The 15,614-nt window shown below is 72.4% G+C and carries 17 protein-coding genes; 14 read left to right on the plus strand and 3 right to left on the minus strand.

Annotation, left to right across the window (positions count from 1 at the left end; all coding sequences use genetic code 11):
* Window positions 1–9 precede the first annotated feature (9 nt).
* Window positions 10–594 (plus strand): YcnI family protein, encoded by a 585-nt coding sequence (locus ACFFIC_RS04475; RefSeq protein WP_377048929.1) that lies wholly within the window; start codon window positions 10–12, stop codon window positions 592–594.
* A 19-nt stretch (window positions 595–613) separates the two neighbouring features.
* Here the strand turns inward: ACFFIC_RS04475 and ACFFIC_RS04480 are convergent, their stop codons facing one another.
* Window positions 614–1,573 carry a tripartite tricarboxylate transporter substrate binding protein gene (locus ACFFIC_RS04480; protein WP_377048931.1) on the minus strand — a complete coding sequence of 320 codons (960 nt, stop codon included), beginning with the start codon at window positions 1,571–1,573 and terminating at the stop codon, window positions 614–616.
* A 170-nt stretch (window positions 1,574–1,743) separates the two neighbouring features.
* On the opposite strand from ACFFIC_RS04480, the gene ACFFIC_RS04485 reads away from it, so the two are divergent.
* From ACFFIC_RS04485 to ACFFIC_RS04505, 5 genes are read left to right on the plus strand one after another with little or no spacing between them, the layout of a single operon-like run.
* Entirely contained in the window at window positions 1,744–2,421 is a 678-nt protein-coding gene (locus ACFFIC_RS04485) for an RraA family protein (RefSeq protein WP_377048933.1), read from the plus strand.
* Window positions 2,422–2,431: 10 nt separating this feature from the next.
* Entirely contained in the window at window positions 2,432–3,523 is a 1,092-nt protein-coding gene (locus tag ACFFIC_RS04490) for an Ldh family oxidoreductase (RefSeq protein WP_377048935.1), read from the plus strand.
* A 20-nt stretch (window positions 3,524–3,543) separates the two neighbouring features.
* The gene (locus ACFFIC_RS04495) at window positions 3,544–4,506 is read left to right on the plus strand and encodes a Bug family tripartite tricarboxylate transporter substrate binding protein (RefSeq protein WP_377048936.1); all 963 of its coding nucleotides are present in this window, start codon (window positions 3,544–3,546) and stop codon (window positions 4,504–4,506) included.
* A 19-nt stretch (window positions 4,507–4,525) separates the two neighbouring features.
* Entirely contained in the window at window positions 4,526–5,428 is a 903-nt protein-coding gene (locus ACFFIC_RS04500; RefSeq protein ID WP_377048937.1) for an NAD(P)-dependent oxidoreductase, read from the plus strand.
* Window positions 5,425–6,120, plus strand: coding sequence for a substrate-binding domain-containing protein (locus ACFFIC_RS04505; RefSeq protein ID WP_377048939.1), 696 nt, complete (start codon window positions 5,425–5,427; stop codon window positions 6,118–6,120). Before ACFFIC_RS04500 ends, ACFFIC_RS04505 begins: the two co-directional genes overlap by 4 nt.
* A gap of 4 nt (window positions 6,121–6,124) precedes the next feature.
* Here the strand turns inward: ACFFIC_RS04505 and ACFFIC_RS04510 are convergent, their stop codons facing one another.
* Window positions 6,125–7,129: a Bug family tripartite tricarboxylate transporter substrate binding protein gene (locus tag ACFFIC_RS04510; RefSeq protein WP_377048940.1), complete on the minus strand. Its 1,005-nt coding sequence runs from the start codon at window positions 7,127–7,129 to the stop codon at window positions 6,125–6,127.
* 174 nt (window positions 7,130–7,303) lie between these two features.
* Between ACFFIC_RS04510 and ACFFIC_RS04515 the strand changes: the two genes are divergently transcribed.
* The 8 genes from ACFFIC_RS04515 to ACFFIC_RS04550 all read left to right on the plus strand — a co-directional run bounded on the left by ACFFIC_RS04515 (window position 7,304) and on the right by ACFFIC_RS04550 (window position 15,047).
* A complete protein-coding gene (locus ACFFIC_RS04515; protein WP_377048942.1) occupies window positions 7,304–7,918 on the plus strand; it encodes a nuclear transport factor 2 family protein in 615 nt (204 codons plus the stop codon).
* A gap of 38 nt (window positions 7,919–7,956) precedes the next feature.
* Complete coding sequence (locus ACFFIC_RS04520; protein WP_377048944.1) at window positions 7,957–8,517, plus strand: NADPH-dependent FMN reductase; 561 nt, start codon at window positions 7,957–7,959, stop codon at window positions 8,515–8,517.
* 119 nt (window positions 8,518–8,636) lie between these two features.
* Window positions 8,637–9,581, plus strand: coding sequence for an ABC transporter permease subunit (locus tag ACFFIC_RS04525; RefSeq protein WP_377048946.1), 945 nt, complete (start codon window positions 8,637–8,639; stop codon window positions 9,579–9,581).
* Entirely contained in the window at window positions 9,578–10,987 is a 1,410-nt protein-coding gene (gene livM, locus ACFFIC_RS04530; protein WP_456306916.1) for a high-affinity branched-chain amino acid ABC transporter permease LivM, read from the plus strand. The genes ACFFIC_RS04525 and livM overlap by 4 nt, the downstream gene beginning before the upstream one ends.
* Window positions 10,984–11,838 (plus strand): ABC transporter ATP-binding protein, encoded by an 855-nt coding sequence (locus tag ACFFIC_RS04535; RefSeq protein ID WP_377048948.1) that lies wholly within the window; start codon window positions 10,984–10,986, stop codon window positions 11,836–11,838. Before livM ends, ACFFIC_RS04535 begins: the two co-directional genes overlap by 4 nt.
* A gap of 5 nt (window positions 11,839–11,843) precedes the next feature.
* The gene (locus ACFFIC_RS04540) at window positions 11,844–12,548 is read left to right on the plus strand and encodes an ABC transporter ATP-binding protein (protein WP_377049274.1); all 705 of its coding nucleotides are present in this window, start codon (window positions 11,844–11,846) and stop codon (window positions 12,546–12,548) included.
* Between the two features lie 59 nt (window positions 12,549–12,607).
* A complete protein-coding gene (locus ACFFIC_RS04545) occupies window positions 12,608–13,735 on the plus strand; it encodes a branched-chain amino acid ABC transporter substrate-binding protein (RefSeq protein WP_456306917.1) in 1,128 nt (375 codons plus the stop codon).
* 424 nt (window positions 13,736–14,159) lie between these two features.
* Window positions 14,160–15,047, plus strand: a complete 888-nt coding sequence (locus tag ACFFIC_RS04550) for a hypothetical protein (RefSeq protein WP_377048950.1) — start codon at window positions 14,160–14,162, stop codon at window positions 15,045–15,047.
* A 62-nt stretch (window positions 15,048–15,109) separates the two neighbouring features.
* Here ACFFIC_RS04550 and ACFFIC_RS04555 read toward each other — a convergent pair whose 3' ends face one another.
* On the minus strand, window positions 15,110–15,604 hold the full coding sequence (locus ACFFIC_RS04555; protein ID WP_377048951.1) for a flavin reductase: 495 nt from the start codon (window positions 15,602–15,604) through the stop codon (window positions 15,110–15,112).
* Between the last annotated feature and the right edge of the window lie 10 nt (window positions 15,605–15,614).

Consider the following 15,614-nt stretch of genomic DNA (forward strand, 5'->3'; position numbering starts at 1 on the left):
GGGCCGGTTATGATCCTCCGCAACGGGCTGGCCGGCCTCGGCCTCCTCGCGCTGGTGGCCGCCCCGGCCTCGGCGCACATCACGCTGGACCGCGCCGATGTTCCCGCGGACAGCTATGTCCGCCTGGCGCTGCGCGTCACCCATGGCTGCGGCGGCGCGGCGACCACCGCGCTGCGCGTCACCCTTCCGCCCGAGCTTCGCGGCGCGCGGCCGATGCCCCATCCGGGCTGGAGCCTCGCGGCGGCGGGGGCGGCGCCCCGGGGCGCGCATGCCGGGCATGGAACCCAGCCCGCGCCGGCCAACCAAGCCGAGCACGCCGGCCATGCCGCGCACCAGGCCGCGGCGGCGACCGCGTCTGGCGCGCCGGGCGAGATCGCCTGGACCGGCGGAAGGCTGGACGATGCCTTCTACGACGAGTTCGTGCTGATGGTCCGCACCCCCGCCGAGCCCGGCGCGCTGCTGCGCTTCCCCGTGGTGCAGGAATGCGAGGGCGGCGTGGTCGCCCGCTGGACGGAGGCCGCGGCGCCGCGCGGCGGCGAGGGCCGCGGCCCGGGCCCTGCCCCCGTCGCGCGGGTGGTGGCCCGCGCGCCCTGACCGGACCGGACCGGCGCGCCTATTCCTTCCAGGGATGGGCGCGCCACAGGGCCTGCAGCTCCTCGCGCAGCGCCAGCAGCGTGGCGCGGTACGCCGCGGGCGGCAGGTAGCGAAGCGGCAGAGCCTGCTGGGAGGCGAGGCGCCTGAACTCGGCGTCCTCCATGACCGCCTTCGTGGCGGCGGCGAGGCGTTCCAGCACCGGGGCGGGCACGCCGGCCGGGGCCGCCAGCCCCCGCATGGAGCCCTGCACCACGCCGAAGCCCTGCTCGCGGAAGGTGGGAGTGTCGGGCGCCTCGGCCCAGCGCTCCGTGGCCATCTGGCCGAGGGCGCGAAGCTGGCCCTGGCGCATGTCGTTGATCCCCTCCCCCACGTTCATGCTGGCCAGCATGATCTGGCGGGCGAGGATCGCGTTGCGCACGGGGGCCGCGCCCGCGAAGGGCACATGGGTCATCCGCACCCCGGCCAGGCGCTCGAAGGCGAGGGCCGCGAGATGGTCGTCCGAGCCGATCCCGGTGGTGCCGTAGGTCACGCTGTCCGGGTTCGCCTTGGCGAAGGCGACCAGGTCGGACAGGTTGCGGAAGCGGCTGTCGGGCGGCACCAGGAAGGCGCCGGGATCGTCCACCACGTTCGCCACCGGCGCGAAGTCCTTGAGCCTGTAGCGGGCGCTGCGCTCGATGGGGATGCTGACGATGTTGGGCGTGTTGATGAAGCCGATCGTGTAGCCGTCCGGCTGGGCCCGGGCCATCTCGCTCCACCCGATCTCGCCGCCCGCGCCGCCGCGGTTGAGCACCACCACGGACTGGCCGAGCTCGCGTTCCAGGAAGCGCGCGAGGGTGCGGGCGGCGACATCCGTGCCGCCGCCGGGCGGAAAGGCGACGATGAGCGTGACCGGGCGCTCAGGCCAGGCCGCCCGTGCCGGGCGCGCCGCGAGCAGGGCCGTGGACGCCGCGGCAAGGGCCGCGAGGCTTCGACGATTCATGTTGTCCTCCCTTTGCCGCCCTGCCCGGCCGGGGCGGGCGGCTTGCCAATCGCGGGGGATCGTGACGATCCTGCCGCACGCCGCCAAGACGGCGCGGAGGGGAATGTCCGGACGCCGCCTCTCCGACGACCATGCCGCCGCGATGGCGGATTGCCAGGAGAGTTCCCCGCATGACCGTTGGCCTTCGCATCACCGAGCGGCGCCCCGAGCCCGATGCCACCCTGATCGCCCGCGCCGCGAAGCTGCCCGTGGCCAATATCGGTGACGTGATGAGCCGGTTGCAGGCCATGCGCGGCGGCTTCATGGCCTATGGCGGGCGCCGCACCTTCGTGGGCCCCGCGCTGACGGTGAAGGCCCGTCCGGGCGACAACCTCTTCCTGCACCGCGCCATCGACCTCGCACGCCCCGGCGAGGTGATCGTCTGCGACGGCGGCGGGGACCTGGAGATCGCGCTGGCGGGCGACCTGATGATCGGCCATGCCGAGAGCCGCGGCGTCGGCGCTCTGGTGATCGACGGCGCGGTGCGCGACCTCGACGGCATCGAGCGGATGGACATCGGCGTCTGGGCGCGCGGGGCGACGCCGGCCGGGCCCTACAAGGACGGGCCGGGCGAGATCGGCTATCCCATCGCCTGCGGCGGGCAGGTGGTGATGCCAGGCGACCTGATCGCGGCGGACGAGGACGGCGTGGTGGTGATCCCGCTGGCGGAAGCCGCGCAGGTGATCGCGGACGCCGAGAAGCACGCGGCGAAGGAGGGCGAAACCACGGCCGCGATCAAGGGCGGCGGCTGGGTGCGCGGCTGGGTGGAGGAAACGCTTGCCGCCAAGGGCGTGACCGTCACGCGGTGAGGCCCGGAGGATGAAGAATGTCCCGGCGGAGCGCGTCCGGCGGCAGATCCTGGGCGTGCTGCACGCCTGGGGCATGCCGGAGGACCTGGCGGCGACCACCGCGGAGGCGATGGTCGAGACCGACCTGATGGGCATCGACAGCCACGGGCTCTCGATGCTGATGATGTACGAGACCTTCCGCGAGGCCAGGCAGCTCGACCTCAAGGCGCGCCCGCGCGTGGTGCTGGACATGCCCGCCACCGCGCTGGTGGATGGCGGCGCCAATCTCGGGCACCCCGTGGCCGATTTCTGCATGCGGCTCGCGGTGGAGAAGGCGCTGAAGGCCGGGATCGCGGCCGTGGGGGCGCGGAACTCGCACCATTTCGGCGCGGCCGGCCACTACGCGCGCATCGCCTCGGCCGCCGGCGTGATCGGCATGATCACCAGCTCCGCGCGCACGGTGCTGATGGTGCCGACGCGGGGCACGCTGCCGCTGCTGGGCGCCAACCCCATCGCCTTCGCCGCGCCCGCGCTGCGGAACCGCCCCTTCGTGCTGGACATCTCCACCACCACGGTCGCGGCCAACAAGGTGAAGGTCTACGACCTCAACGGGAAGCCGATCCCCGAGGGCTGGGTGGTGGACGAGGCCGGGCGGCCCGTGACGGACTCCGCCGAGGCCATGCGGGTCATCTTCAAGGAACCGGGCGGCGGCGTCACGCCGTTGGGCGGCGCGGAGGTGACGGGCGGGCACAAGGGCTACGGGCTCGGCGCGATGGTGCAGGTGCTCTCGGCCACGCTGACGGGGGCCGCCTTCGGGCCGGTCCGCAATCCCACGCGCAGGCCCGGCGACCCCGACGATGTCGGCCACTTCTTTCTCGCGATCGACCCGCGCGCCTTCCGGCCGGAGGGAGGGTTCGAGGAGGACATGGACGCGATGATCGACACCTTCCGCGCAACGCCGCCCGCCGATGCCGCCCGCCCCGTGCTGGTGGGCGGCGACCCCGAGGCGATGGAGCGCGAGCGGCGGCTGGCCGGGGGCATCCCGGTGCCGCCCACGCTGGAGGCGCATGTGCGCGCAATCTGCGGGCGCTCGGGGGCGGGCTACGAACTCAGCGACGACTGAGGGCAGAAGGAAGGAAGAACATGGTGAACCGGAGAACGGTGCTCGGTGCGGCGGGCGCGGCGCTCGCCTGCCCCGCCTATGCCCAGCAGATCGGGGCGTGGCAGCCCACGCGGCCGATGCAGCTCATCGTCGGCTACGCGCCGGGGGGCGGCAGCGACATCATCGCGCGCACGATCGCGGAGGCCTCCGCGCCCTTCTTCCCGGTCCCGCTGGTGGTGGTGAACCGCCCCGGGGCGGGCGGGGCGCTGGCGGCGGAGCAGGTGGCGCGGGCGGCGCCGGACGGGCACACGCTGATCATCCACGGCGGCAGCGAGAGCACCTCCCTCCCCGCCTTCCGCGACCTGCCCTACGACCCCCGGCACTCCTTCCGCGCGGTGATCCGCATGACGCGGAACGGGCACTTCCTGGTCTGCAAGAACGGCGGGGCGCCGCGCTTCGCCGACCTTCCGGCGGCGATCGCCGCGGCGAAGGCCGATCCGGGCGGCGTCGCGCATGGCTCGGCGGGCAACGGCACGCTGTCGCATGCCATCTTCATCCTGCTGGAGCGCGCGGCGGGCGTGCAGTTCCTGCACGTGCCCTACACGGGCGGCGGGCCGGCGCTGCAGGCGCTGATCGCCGGGCAGACGGCCCTGAACATCAACGCCTCGGACGAGCTCGGCGGCTTCGTGACCTCGGGCGACCTCAAGCTGCTGGCGATCGCCGCCGAGCAGCGGGCGCCCGCCTACAAGGACGTGCCGACCATGCGCGAGCTCGGCCACGACATCGTCGCCGACAACATGAAGGGCTGGGTGGGCCCGGCGGGCCTCACCGACGAGATGGCGCGCTCCCTCCATGACCGCTTCCGCCAGGGCATGCAGACGCCCACCTGGGCGCGGTTCATGGAGCGCGTGGGGGAGGCCGACGGCTATGCCGACGGACCCGCCTTCCAGGCAGCGATGGACCGGCTGCTGGACCAGATCCGCGCCGCGATGAAAAGGACCTGACGATCTTGGATCCCAACGCATGAACACCGTATCGCCGCCGGCCCGCGTCGCCTTTCTCGGGCTGGGCGTGATGGGGGCCGCGATGGCCGCCAACGTCGCGAGGGCGGGGTTCGCCCTGGCCGTGCACAACCGCAGCCGGGGCAAGGCGGAGGCGCTGGAGGCGGCCGGCGCCACCTGGGCCGCCACGCCGGCCGAGGCGGCGCGCGGGGCGTCGGCGATCGGGCTGTGCCTGCCCGACACGCCCGACGTGGAAGCGGTGCTGTTCGGGGCCGACGGCGTGGCGGCCGGCGTGGCGCCCGGCACGGTGGTGATCGACTTCAGCACCATCGCCGCCGCTCCCGCCGCCGGCTTCGCGCGGCGCCTGCTGGAGGAGCGCGGCGCGCACCTGCTGGACAGCCCCGTGAGCGGCGGCCCCGCGGGCGCACGGGACGGCACGCTGACCTGCATGATCGGCGGCGACGCGGAGGCCTTCGCCCGCGCGCGGCCCTTCTTCGAGGCGGTGGGCAGGACCTTCACCCATCTCGGCCCGCCCGGCGCGGGCCAGGTCTGCAAGTCCGCGAACCAGCTCATGGTCGCGGCGACCATGCTCGCGGTGTCGGAGGCGCTGGCGCTCGGGCGCAAGGCGGGGCTCGACCCGATGGCGATGCGGCAGGCGCTGCTCGGCGGCTCCGCGAAATCCTTCGTGATGGAGAACCACGCCAAGCGGATCATCGAGGGCACGCTCCAGCCCGGCTTCCGGGCTGAGCTGATGCGAAAGGACACGCGCCTCTCGCTGGCGGCCATGCGCGACCATGGCGTTTTCGCGCCCTCCACGGCGCTGGCCGCGCAGATGATGGAGGCGCTGGTGAACAGCGGGCGCGGGGGAATGGACTCCGCCTCGCTCGGGCTGCTGGTGGCGGAGCTGTCGGGGCTGGAGGGGTGAGCGCGCTGCGGGTCCTTTCCACGCTTGCGGTCGCGGGCGCGATGCGGGGCCTGGTGCCGCGCATGGAGGCGGCGGCGGGCATGGCGGTCTCGGCGGATTTCGCGCCCACCCAGGGCCTGATGCCGCGCCTGCGCGCCGGCGAGGCGGCGGACCTCGTGATCCTGACCGAGGAAGGCGTGGCGGAGCTGGCGGCGGAAGGAGTGCTGGACCCGGGCAGCCGCCTGGACCTCGTGCGGTCCCATATCGGCCTGGCCGTGAAGGCGGGGGCGCCGCACCCGGAGATCGGCACGGTGAAGGCGCTGCGGGCAACGCTTCTGGCGGCGCCCTCGGTGGCCTACTCCCGCAGCGGGGCCAGCGGCATCGCCTTCGCGGCGTTGATCGGGCGCCTGGGCATCGCCGATGCGGTGAATGCCCGGGCCAGGGTGATCGAGGCCGGCTTCACGGCCGAGCTGGCGGCGCGCGGCGAGGCGTCGCTGGCCGTGCAGCAGGTGAGCGAGCTTCTGGCCGTTCCCGGGATCGAGGTGATCGGGCGGCTTCCGAAGGAGGTGGAAACCGTGGCGGTGTTCTCCGCCGCCATCTGCCGGGCCGCCGCGGAGCCGCAGGCGGCGGCGCGGCTGCTGCGCTTCCTGGCCTCCGCCGAAGTGGCGCCCGCCCTGGAGGCGGCCGGGCTGGAACCGGTGGCCGCGGGCTGAGCGGCTACTGCCGCTCGATCCCCGCCTTCTCGATCACCTGGGACCAGCGGGCGATCTCGGCGTGCACCGCCTGCTTCACCTGCGCGGGCGGCACGGGCGGGCGGGGGGCGAGGCCGAGCTCGCCCAGCCGGGCGCGGAGGGCGGGGTCCGCCAGCATCGCCGCCGTGGCCTCCGACAGGCGCGCCACCGTCGCGGGCGGCGTGCCGGCGGGCACGGCGATGGCGTACCAGGTCTGGATGTCGAAGCCGGGATCGCCCAGCAGTTCGGCCACCGTGGGCACCTCGGGCAGCAGGGGCGAGCGCTCGCGCGACGTGATCGCCAGCGCCCGGGCCGCGCCGCCCTTGATCTGCCCCAGCACGGAGGAGGCGGGCTCCACCACCAGCTCCACCTCCCCGTTGCGCAGCGCCACGAGGGCGGCGGGCGTGCCGCGATAGGGCACGTGTGTCAGGCGGATGCCGGCGGCGGACTGGATGGCTTCGGCCACGAAGTGCTGCGTGCTGCCGACGCCCACCGTCGCGACGTGCAGGCGGTCCGGCGCGGCCCTGGTCCTGCGGAGGAGGTCCGCCATGTCGCGCGGCGCCTCCGGGCCGGTGCCCGCCAGCAGCACCAGGCCGACGGAGGCGACCATGGCGACCGGCTCCACATCCGCCAGCGGGTCGTAGGGCAGGCGGCGGTACAGGGCGGCCGAGACGGCGTAGCCGTTGTTGATCAGCATCAGCGTGTGGTTGTCCCGCGCGCGGGCCAGGGTTTCCGCCGCCATGGTGCCGCCCGCGCCCGGCCGGTTCTCCACCACCACCGCCTGCCCCAGGGATGCCGCCAGCGGCGGGGCGATCATCCGGGCCACGATGTCGGTGGTGCCGCCCGCGCCGAAGCCCTGGATGAAGCGGATGGGGTGGTCCGGCCAGGCCGGCTGGGCGGCAGTGCCCTGCGCCCTGCCCTCCTGGCGCCATGCGGGCAGCGCGAGAAGGCCGAGCGCTGCACGGCGCGCGAGCGGCGGGACAGGCGGCATGAACGGTCTCCCTTGTTCCGCGAATCCCTCGCCCTCCGGGGCGCGGCGCGGCCTTTCCGGCATTGGGCGGGGCGGGGTCGCGGGGCGTCAAGCCTGCGGCTGCGGGCCCGTCGTATCGCCAGGGGCGCCCGCCCGGCCTATCGTCCGCGCCCTTTGGATTCGTGGGGAAACGCCATGTCGGACGCCGCGGCCTTGCGCCGGATGCAGGTGATGGAGCTGGTGCAGAACTGGGCCGTCTGGCGCGACGCCGGCGACTGGGAGCGCTTCCGCACGGTCTGGGCGCCGGAGGGGCGGATGATGGCCACCTGGTGCCAGGCCGGGGCGGACGGCTTCATCGCGGCCAGCCAGGAGGGCTGGGCCAAGGGCGTCTCGATCCTGCACTTCCTGGGCGGGTGCTCCGTGGACATCGAGGGCAGGCGCGCCATTGCCCAAACCAAGATGACCATTTCCCAGCGCGCCGCGGTGCACGGGGTGGTGGTGGACGTGGTCTGCACCGGCCGCTTCTACGACTTCATCGAGGAGAAGGCGGATGGCTGGAAGGTGGTCCTGCGCCAGCCGATCTACGAGAAGGACCGCATGGACCCCGTGGACCCCGCCGCCCGGCTCGACCTCGACCCCGCCCTGCTGGGCCGCTTCCCCGAGGGCTACCGCCACCTCGCCTATCTCCAGACCCAGATCGGCTACGAGGTGAAGACCGACATGCCCGGGCTGAAGGGGGAGAAGGTGGCCGCCCTCTACGCCACCGGCGCCGCCTGGCTGCGCGGCGAGGCCCTGTCCTGGGAGGAGTGACCGCCCTCCCCCGCCCCTTTCACGAGAGAACGGAACCAATGAGCGAATTCAGGATCCTCGGCATCTCCGGAAGCCTGCGCCAAGCGTCCCACAACACGGCCACGCTGCGCGCGGCGCAGGAGCTTGCGCCCGAGGGGGTGACGGTGACGATCTACGAAGGGCTGGGCGACATCCCGCCCTACAACGACGACATCCGCACGGCCTCCGGCTATCCGGCGCCGGTGGAGGCCTTCCGGGCGGCCGTGCGCGCGGCGGATGCGGTGATCTTCGCCACCCCCGAGTACAACTACTCCATCTCCGGCGTGCTGAAGAACGCGATCGACTGGGCCTCCCGCCCGCCCGAACCCTCCTTCGACGGCAAGGCGGTGTCCATCATGGGGGCCACCCAGGGGCTGCTGGGCACGGCGCGCGCGCAGTACGACCTGCGCAAGATGTGCGTCTTCCTCAACGCCTTCGCGCTGAACAAGCCGGAGGTGATGATCGCCCAGTCCGGCTCCAAGTTCGACGAGCAGGGCAGGCTGACCGACGAGGTGTCGCGCAAGCTCATCGCGGCCCAGGTGGCGGCCCTCCGGGACTGGGCGCTCCAGCTGCGGAAGTAGGCGGGCCTTCGCGCCTCTTGGCGGGGCGCGGCCACCCGGCGTAGCCTGGACGCGGGACGCTTCACGGCCAGATGGCAGAACCGGGGAAAACCCCGGCCCTCGAGCAACGGAGACCGCGCTTGGCCTATGCCTTGCAGCAGCTGATCAACGGCGTCGCGCTGGGCATGATCTATGGGTTGATCGCCGTGGGCTACACCATGGTCTACGGCATCATCGGCATGATCAACTTCGCCCATGGCGACATCTTCATGGTGGGCGCCTTCGTGTCGCTCATCTCCTTCGTGCTGCTCTCCAGCGGCGGATGGGCGGCGGGGCCGGGGGCGGTGCTGCTCGTGCTGCTGGTCTCCATGGCGATCACCGCGCTCTACGGCTGGTCGGTGGAGCGCATCGCCTACCGCCCGCTCCGCGGCTCCTTCCGGCTGGCGCCGCTGATCAGCGCCATCGGCATGTCCATCGTGCTGCAGAACTTCGTGCAGGTCAGCCAGGGCGCGCGCGCCAAGCCGATCGAGCCGATCATCACGGGCAGCGTGGAGCTTTGGCACGGCAACGGCTTCGCCGTGTCGGTCTCCACCATGCAGGTGGTGATCGTGGTGGTGACGCTGGCGGTGATGGCGGTCTTCACCTGGCTGGTCACGCGAACCCGGCTCGGCCGCGCCATGCGCGCCTGCGAGCAGGACCGCAAGATGGCGGGGCTGCTGGGCATCGACACGGACCGCACCATCAGCATCACCTTTGTCATCGGCGCGGCGCTGGCCGCGGTGGCGGGCACGCTCTACCTGCTGCGATACGGTTTGGCGGACTTCTTCATGGGCTTCATCGTGGGGGTGAAGGCCTTCACGGCGGCGGTGCTGGGGGGCATCGGGTCGTTGCCCGGGGCCCTGCTCGGCGGGCTGTTGATCGGCCTGATCGAGACCATGTGGAGCGCCTATGCGGGCCAGGACATGTTCCTGCTGCGCGAGCTGAACCCGGCCTACAAGGACGTGGCCGCCTTCGGCATCCTGATCGCGACGCTGATCTTCCTCCCCTCCGGCCTGCTCGGCCGCGCGGAGGTGGAGAAGGTATGAGCGGCGCCTCCCGCCTGCCGGAGGGGCCGCATCTGGGGGGCGTGCCCCACAACGACGACGGGGTGCCCGAGCCCGGTGAGATGGGCGGCATCCCGCGCGGGCCGGAGGCAGCGCCGCCGCGCCCGCCCGTGGCGCACGCGCTGCGCGATGCCGGACTTTCCGCGCTCGTGGCGCTGGGGCTGTTCGTGCCGCTGGTGGGCCTGCGCACCGATGTGGGGCCGGGCGGCGGCGGGCTGATCTTGCGCACGCGCTGGGCGGACGTGGCCATCCTGGTGGCCATCGTCTTCGCCGGGCGGCTGGCCATGAACCTCTGGTCCGCGTACCGGCCGGCGAAGAAGCCGCGCACCGTGCTCCGCACCGCGCAGATCGCGCGGATCGGCACCTTCGTGGCGCCGCTTTTCCTGGGCTTCGCGGTGCTGATGCCGCTGCTGCCCTGGACCACGCGCTACGGGCTCGACCTCGGCGTGCTCGTGCTCACCTATGTGATGCTCGGCTGGGGGCTGAACATCGTGGTCGGCCTCGCGGGGCTGCTGGACCTCGGCTACGTCGCCTTCTACGCGGTGGGCGCCTACACCTACGCGCTGCTGTCCACCACCTACGGTCTGTCCTTCTGGGTCTGCCTGCCGCTGGCGGGGATCTTCGCGGCCTTCGCGGGGGTGCTGCTGGGCTTTCCCGTGCTGCGCCTGCGGGGCGACTACCTCGCCATCGTGACGCTGGCCTTCGGCGAGATCATCCGCGTGGTGCTGCTCAACTGGGTGTCGCTCACGGGCGGCCCGAACGGCATCTCGGGCATCCCGCGCCCCTCCTTCTTCGGGCTGAGCTTCAGCGCGGGGGGCGGCCCCGGCACCTTCTCGGACTTCTTCGGGCTGGAGCCATCGCCCACGCACCGGGCGGTGTTCCTGTACTACCTCATTCTCGTGCTCGCCCTGCTGACGAACTGGGTGACCATCCGCCTCCGCCGCCAGCCCCTGGGCCGCGCCTGGGAAGCGCTGCGCGAGGACGAGATCGCCTGCCGGGCGCTCGGCATCAACGTGACCAACACCAAGCTGACGGCCTTCGCCATCGGCGCCATGTTCGGCGGCTTCGCCGGTGCCTTCTTCGCGACGCGCCAGGCCTTCGTCTCCCCCGAAAGCTTCACCTTCATCGAGAGCGCGATCATCCTCGCCATTGTCGTGCTCGGCGGGCTGGGCAGCCAACTCGGCGTCGCCATCGCGGCGCTGGTGCTGATCGGCGGCTTCGAGGCCTTTCGTGACCTCGAGGAGTACCGGATGCTGGTCTTCGGCGCGGCCATGGTGGTGATCATGGTCTGGCGGCCGCGCGGGCTGGTCTCCACCCGTCGCCCCTCCGTGGCCCTGGGGGAACGCCGCGCGATCTCGGGCGACCTCGTCGGGGAGGGCCACGGATGAGCGCGCCCTCCCATGCCCCGCGTGACGTGCCGATCCTTGAGGTGCGCGAGCTGGTGATGCGCTTCGGCGGGCTGACCGCGGTGAACCACGTCACCTTCAACGCCATGGCCGGCGACATCACGGCGGTGATCGGGCCCAACGGCGCGGGCAAGACCACCGTGTTCAACCTGATCACCGGTTTCTACAAGCCGAGCGCGGGGGAGATCATCCTGCACGGCCCGGGCGGGCAGAAGCCGCTGCACGCGACGGTCGGGCACCGGATCGCGCAGAGCGGGGTCGCCCGCACCTTCCAGAACATCCGCCTCTTTCCGGGCATGACGGTGCTGGAGAACCTGCTGGTCGCCCAGCACAACACGCTCCAGGCCGCGACGGGCTTCGGCATCGCTGCCGTGCTGGGCCTGGGCCGCTACCGCCAGGCGGAGCGCGAGGCGGTGGCGCTCGCGCGGCGCTGGCTGGAGGCGACGCGGCTGATCGAGCGCGCCGACGACCCCGCGGGCGCCCTGCCCTATGGCGCGCAGCGGCGGCTCGAGATCGCACGGGCCATGTGTACCAACCCCGTGCTGCTCTGCCTGGACGAGCCCGCGGCTGGCCTCAACCCCCGCGAATCCGAGGAACTGGCCGAGCTGATCCAGCTCATCCGCGCGGAAGGCTGCTCCATCCTGCTGATCGAGCACGACATGGGCGTGGTGATGCGCATCTCCGACCGCGTGGTGGTGCTGGACCACGGCCGCAAGATCGCCGACGGCACGCCCGCCGCCGTGCGCGCGGACGAGCGGGTGATCGCCGCCTATCTCGGCGAGGGCGACGAGGACGATGCGCCCGCCGCCCCCGCCCCGGAGGGCGTGGCGTGAGCGCGATGCTGCGGATGGAGGGCGTCACCGCCGCCTATGGCGCGGTGGAGGCGCTGCGGGGCGTGTCCGTGCATGTGGACAAGGGCGAGATCGTCACGCTGATCGGCGCCAACGGCGCCGGCAAGTCCACGCTGCTGATGACCATCTTCGGCGCGCCCCGCGCCCGCGCCGGCCGCGTGGTGTTCGAGGGGCGCGACATCACGGCCATGCCCATGCACGAGATCGCCCGCGCCGGCATCGCCCAGGCGCCCGAGGGCCGCCGCATCTTTCCGCGCATGAGCGTGCGCGAGAACCTGCTGATGGGCGCCCAGTCCTTCGGCGTGGACCCCGGCCCCGGGCTGGAGCAGGCCTTCACCTTGTTTCCCCGGCTGAAGGAGCGCGAGGCGCAGCGCGGCGGCACGCTCTCGGGCGGGGAGCAGCAGATGCTGGCGATCGGCCGGGCGCTGATGTCGCGTCCCCGGCTGCTGCTGCTGGACGAACCCTCGCTTGGCCTCGCGCCGCTGGTGGTGCGGCAGATCTTCACGGCCATCCGCACGCTGAACGCGGAAACGGGGCTGACCGTGCTGCTGGTGGAGCAGAACGCCAACCAGGCGCTGCGGCTGGCGCACCGGGGCTACGTGCTGGTCACCGGCCGCATCACGCTGGAGGGCACGGGGGCGGAGCTTCTCGCCCGGCCCGAGATCCGGGACGCCTATCTCGGAACCCATTGAAGCCGGGGCGGGCAGCGCCCTAGGCTCCGCCGCAAACTCACACCAACCGGAGGCTTACCATGACCATGCAGCGCCGCACCCTTCTGGGTGCCTCCATCGCGACGCCGGCGGTCCTTGCCGCGGGCGGCGCCATGGCCCAGGCCCGCGGGCCGATCCGCGTTGCCGTCGCCGGGCCGCTCACCGGCTCCAACGCCACCTTTGGCGCCCAGATGCGCGAGGGCGCGACCCAGGCCGTGACCGACCTGAACGCATCCGGCGGCGTGCTGGGCCAGCAGCTCGTGCTGGAAACGGGTGACGACGCCTGCGACCCGCGCCAGGCGGTGTCGGTGGCGAACCAGCTCGCGGGGCGGCAGGTGCGGGTGGTGATCGGGCATTACTGCTCCGGCTCGTCCATTCCCGCCAGCAAGGTCTATGCGGAGGAAGGCGTGCTGCAGATCAGCCCGGCCTCCACCAACCCGCGCTACACCGACGAGGGCGCCTGGAACACCTTCCGCACCTGCGGGCGCGACGACCAGCAGGGCGCGGTCGCCGGCAAGTACATCGCGGAAACCTTCAGGGGCAAGCGCGTCGCGATCCTTCATGACAACTCCGCCTATGGAAAGGGCCTGGCGGACGAGACCAAGAAGTCGCTGAATGCCGCGGGCGCCACGGAAGCGATCTATTCCGCCTACACGCCTGGCGAGCGTGACTACAACGCGCTGGTGTCGCGGCTGAAGGCCACGAACATCGATGTCATCTATGTCGGCGGCTACCACACCGAGGCCGGGCTGATCGTGCGCCAGGCCAAGGAGCAGGGCATGGCCGTGACGCTGATCGGCGGCGACGCCCTGATGACCAACGAGTTCTGGCAGATCAGCGGCGCCGCAGGCGAGGGCACGATGATGACCTTCCCCTCCGACCCCCGGAAGCGCCCGACGGCGGCCGAGGTGGTGGCCCGCTTCCGCGCCCGCAACGTCGATCCCGAGGGCTTCGTGCTCTACACCTATGCCTCCACCCAGGTCTGGGCGGAGGCGGCGAAGAAGGCCAACACGGTCGATCCCCGCCGCGTGGCCGAGACCATCAAGTCGTCCGGCCCGTGGCAGACGGTGCTCGGCCCGATGAGCTTCGACCGCAAGGGCGACGTGACCATTCCGGACTACGTCTTCTATGTCTGGAAAAATGGCAGCTATGCCGAGGTGAACGCCTGATATCGGGCTTGAACCGGCGAAAGACGCCTCCCATCTCCCGTAGCGTCAACAACAGAAAGGAGGTGATCCGGTGTCTCATCGCATTAACCAGGGTTCCGCGACCGCAGTCCGGATCACCGTGCAGGGCTGAACGCGCCGCACTGATGTTCGGGCCGTGAGGTTCCCAGGAACCGCGGCCTGAGCGACGCGAAGCAGCGACCTTCACGGGTCACCAGACGAGCGAGGCCGCGAACCGGCCACGCGATGGGAAGGCCTCGGCGGTGCACCGCCGGGGCCTTCTGCGTATCCAGCCGCCCTGGAAGCAACACATGACGTAGCATCCATGTCACGCCGCGCCACTCAGTCGCTCGGCATGGGCAACCCCGGCCCACAACCCTTCGTTGCACCGCCCAGGCCACCATGGCCATGAGAAGGTTGCCAACGAATGTCCGACACCATGTCAACAACCCGCGCCGCCGTGCCCGAGGGCAGCCCGGTGCTGCGCCACCGCATCTCCTGGGGCGCCATCCTCGCCGGCGCGCTGGTCGCCGTCGTTATCGGTGCGTCGCTGAACATCCTCGGCGCCGGCATCGGCCTCACCGCCGTGGATGCCCAGGCGCATGACACCCCCTCGGGCAGCACCATGGGCATCGCCAGCGCGGTCTGGCTGCTCTTCTCCAACCTCCTGGGCCTCGCGATCGGCGGCTATGTGGCGGCCCGGCTGTCCGGCACCACCGACCGCGGCGACGCGACCCTGCACGGCGCGGCGGTCTGGGCCACGGCCTTCCTCGTTTCCGCCCTGCTGCTGAGCAGCCTGGTTTCCGGCGCCGCCAACACCGCGGGCTCCGCGCTCTCGGGCGTGATGAGCGGCGTCTCCTCCGCGGCCGGCACGGCCGTGCGCGCGGCCGCGCCGCAGGTCGATCCCTCCCAGCTCGCCGAGCGCGCCCGCGTGGCCCTGTCCGGCCCGGCCGACCCCGCGCGGATGACGCCCGAGCAGCGCGCCGCCGAGATGACGGAGCTTCTGGGCAAGCGCGTCACGGGTGGCGAGCTTTCGGGTGACGACCGCACGCGGCTGAACCGCCTCGTGGCCGCCGAGGCCGGCATTCCCGAGCAGGAAGCCGCTGCCCGCGTGCAGGCCTACGAGGCCGAGGCGCAGCGCGTGGCGCAGGAAGCCGAGCGCCGCGCGCGCGAAGCCGCCGACGCCTCCGCGAAGGCCGCGTCCATCACCGCCTTCTCGGTCTTCGCGGCACTGCTGCTGGGGGCGATCGCCGCCATCATCGGCGCGCGCACGGGCACGCGGGACATGGTCTACCTGGCCTCGCGCCGCACCTGAGCCGAGGCTGTCTCAGGGTCCGGCCCGAAGGGGCCGGGCCCGTCCTCCGCTGGGCGTGGCGGTTATCCCGGCACGCCCACGGGATGGTAGTTGCGCGAATACCAGATCAGCGCGGGCTGCTGCGCCCCAAGGCGGATGGCCTGCACCTGGGCGAAGATCACGCTGTGCGTGCCCTTCTCCACCACGTCCTCCACCACGCAGTCGAGCGAGGCCACCGCTTCCTCCAGCACGGGAGCGCCGGTGATCAGCGTGCTCCAGCTTCCCGCCTCGAAGCGGCTTTCCCGCCCGGCTCCCGTGAAGCCCGCGAAGACGTTGGCGAGTTCCTGCGCGTCCGCCGGCAGCACGTTGACGCAGAGCACGCCATTCGCCTTGGCCACCGGGTTCAGGCTGCTGGTGAGGTTCATGCAGACGATGATGGTGGGCGGCGTGTCCGTGACGCTGCACACGGCGCTGGCGGTGATGCCCACGCGCCCCGCAGGGCCATCGCTGGTCACGATGGTCACGGCGGCCCCGAGGCGGGCCATGGCGTCCCGGAACTCCTGGCGGCTCGGCTCCATCGCGGCTCCT

Origin of the sequence: Muricoccus vinaceus (genome assembly GCF_042433125.1) — a bacterium.
GTDB classification, from domain to species: Bacteria; Pseudomonadota; Alphaproteobacteria; order Acetobacterales; family Acetobacteraceae; genus Roseomonas; species Roseomonas vinacea.

Bases quoted from the DNA above. Each gene is read 5' to 3' on its own strand.
- ACFFIC_RS04540 (WP_377049274.1), top strand. From the start codon at position 11,844: ATGCTGCGGATGGAGGGCGTCACCGCCGCCTATGGCGCGGTGGAGGCG.
- ACFFIC_RS04480 (WP_377048931.1), bottom strand. From the start codon at position 1,573: ATGAATCGTCGAAGCCTCGCGGCCCTTGCCGCGGCGTCCACGGCCCTG.
- ACFFIC_RS04550 (WP_377048950.1), top strand. From the start codon at position 14,160: ATGTCCGACACCATGTCAACAACCCGCGCCGCCGTGCCCGAGGGCAGC.
- ACFFIC_RS04490 (WP_377048935.1), top strand. From the start codon at position 2,432: ATGAAGAATGTCCCGGCGGAGCGCGTCCGGCGGCAGATCCTGGGCGTG.
- ACFFIC_RS04555 (WP_377048951.1), bottom strand. From the start codon at position 15,604: ATGGAGCCGAGCCGCCAGGAGTTCCGGGACGCCATGGCCCGCCTCGGG.
- ACFFIC_RS04500 (WP_377048937.1), top strand. From the start codon at position 4,526: ATGAACACCGTATCGCCGCCGGCCCGCGTCGCCTTTCTCGGGCTGGGC.
- livM (WP_456306916.1), top strand. From the start codon at position 9,578: ATGAGCGGCGCCTCCCGCCTGCCGGAGGGGCCGCATCTGGGGGGCGTG.
- ACFFIC_RS04545 (WP_456306917.1), top strand. From the start codon at position 12,608: ATGACCATGCAGCGCCGCACCCTTCTGGGTGCCTCCATCGCGACGCCG.
- ACFFIC_RS04520 (WP_377048944.1), top strand. From the start codon at position 7,957: ATGAGCGAATTCAGGATCCTCGGCATCTCCGGAAGCCTGCGCCAAGCG.
- ACFFIC_RS04495 (WP_377048936.1), top strand. From the start codon at position 3,544: ATGGTGAACCGGAGAACGGTGCTCGGTGCGGCGGGCGCGGCGCTCGCC.
- ACFFIC_RS04515 (WP_377048942.1), top strand. From the start codon at position 7,304: ATGTCGGACGCCGCGGCCTTGCGCCGGATGCAGGTGATGGAGCTGGTG.
- ACFFIC_RS04535 (WP_377048948.1), top strand. From the start codon at position 10,984: ATGAGCGCGCCCTCCCATGCCCCGCGTGACGTGCCGATCCTTGAGGTG.
- ACFFIC_RS04485 (WP_377048933.1), top strand. From the start codon at position 1,744: ATGACCGTTGGCCTTCGCATCACCGAGCGGCGCCCCGAGCCCGATGCC.
- ACFFIC_RS04510 (WP_377048940.1), bottom strand. From the start codon at position 7,129: ATGCCGCCTGTCCCGCCGCTCGCGCGCCGTGCAGCGCTCGGCCTTCTC.
- ACFFIC_RS04475 (WP_377048929.1), top strand. From the start codon at position 10: ATGATCCTCCGCAACGGGCTGGCCGGCCTCGGCCTCCTCGCGCTGGTG.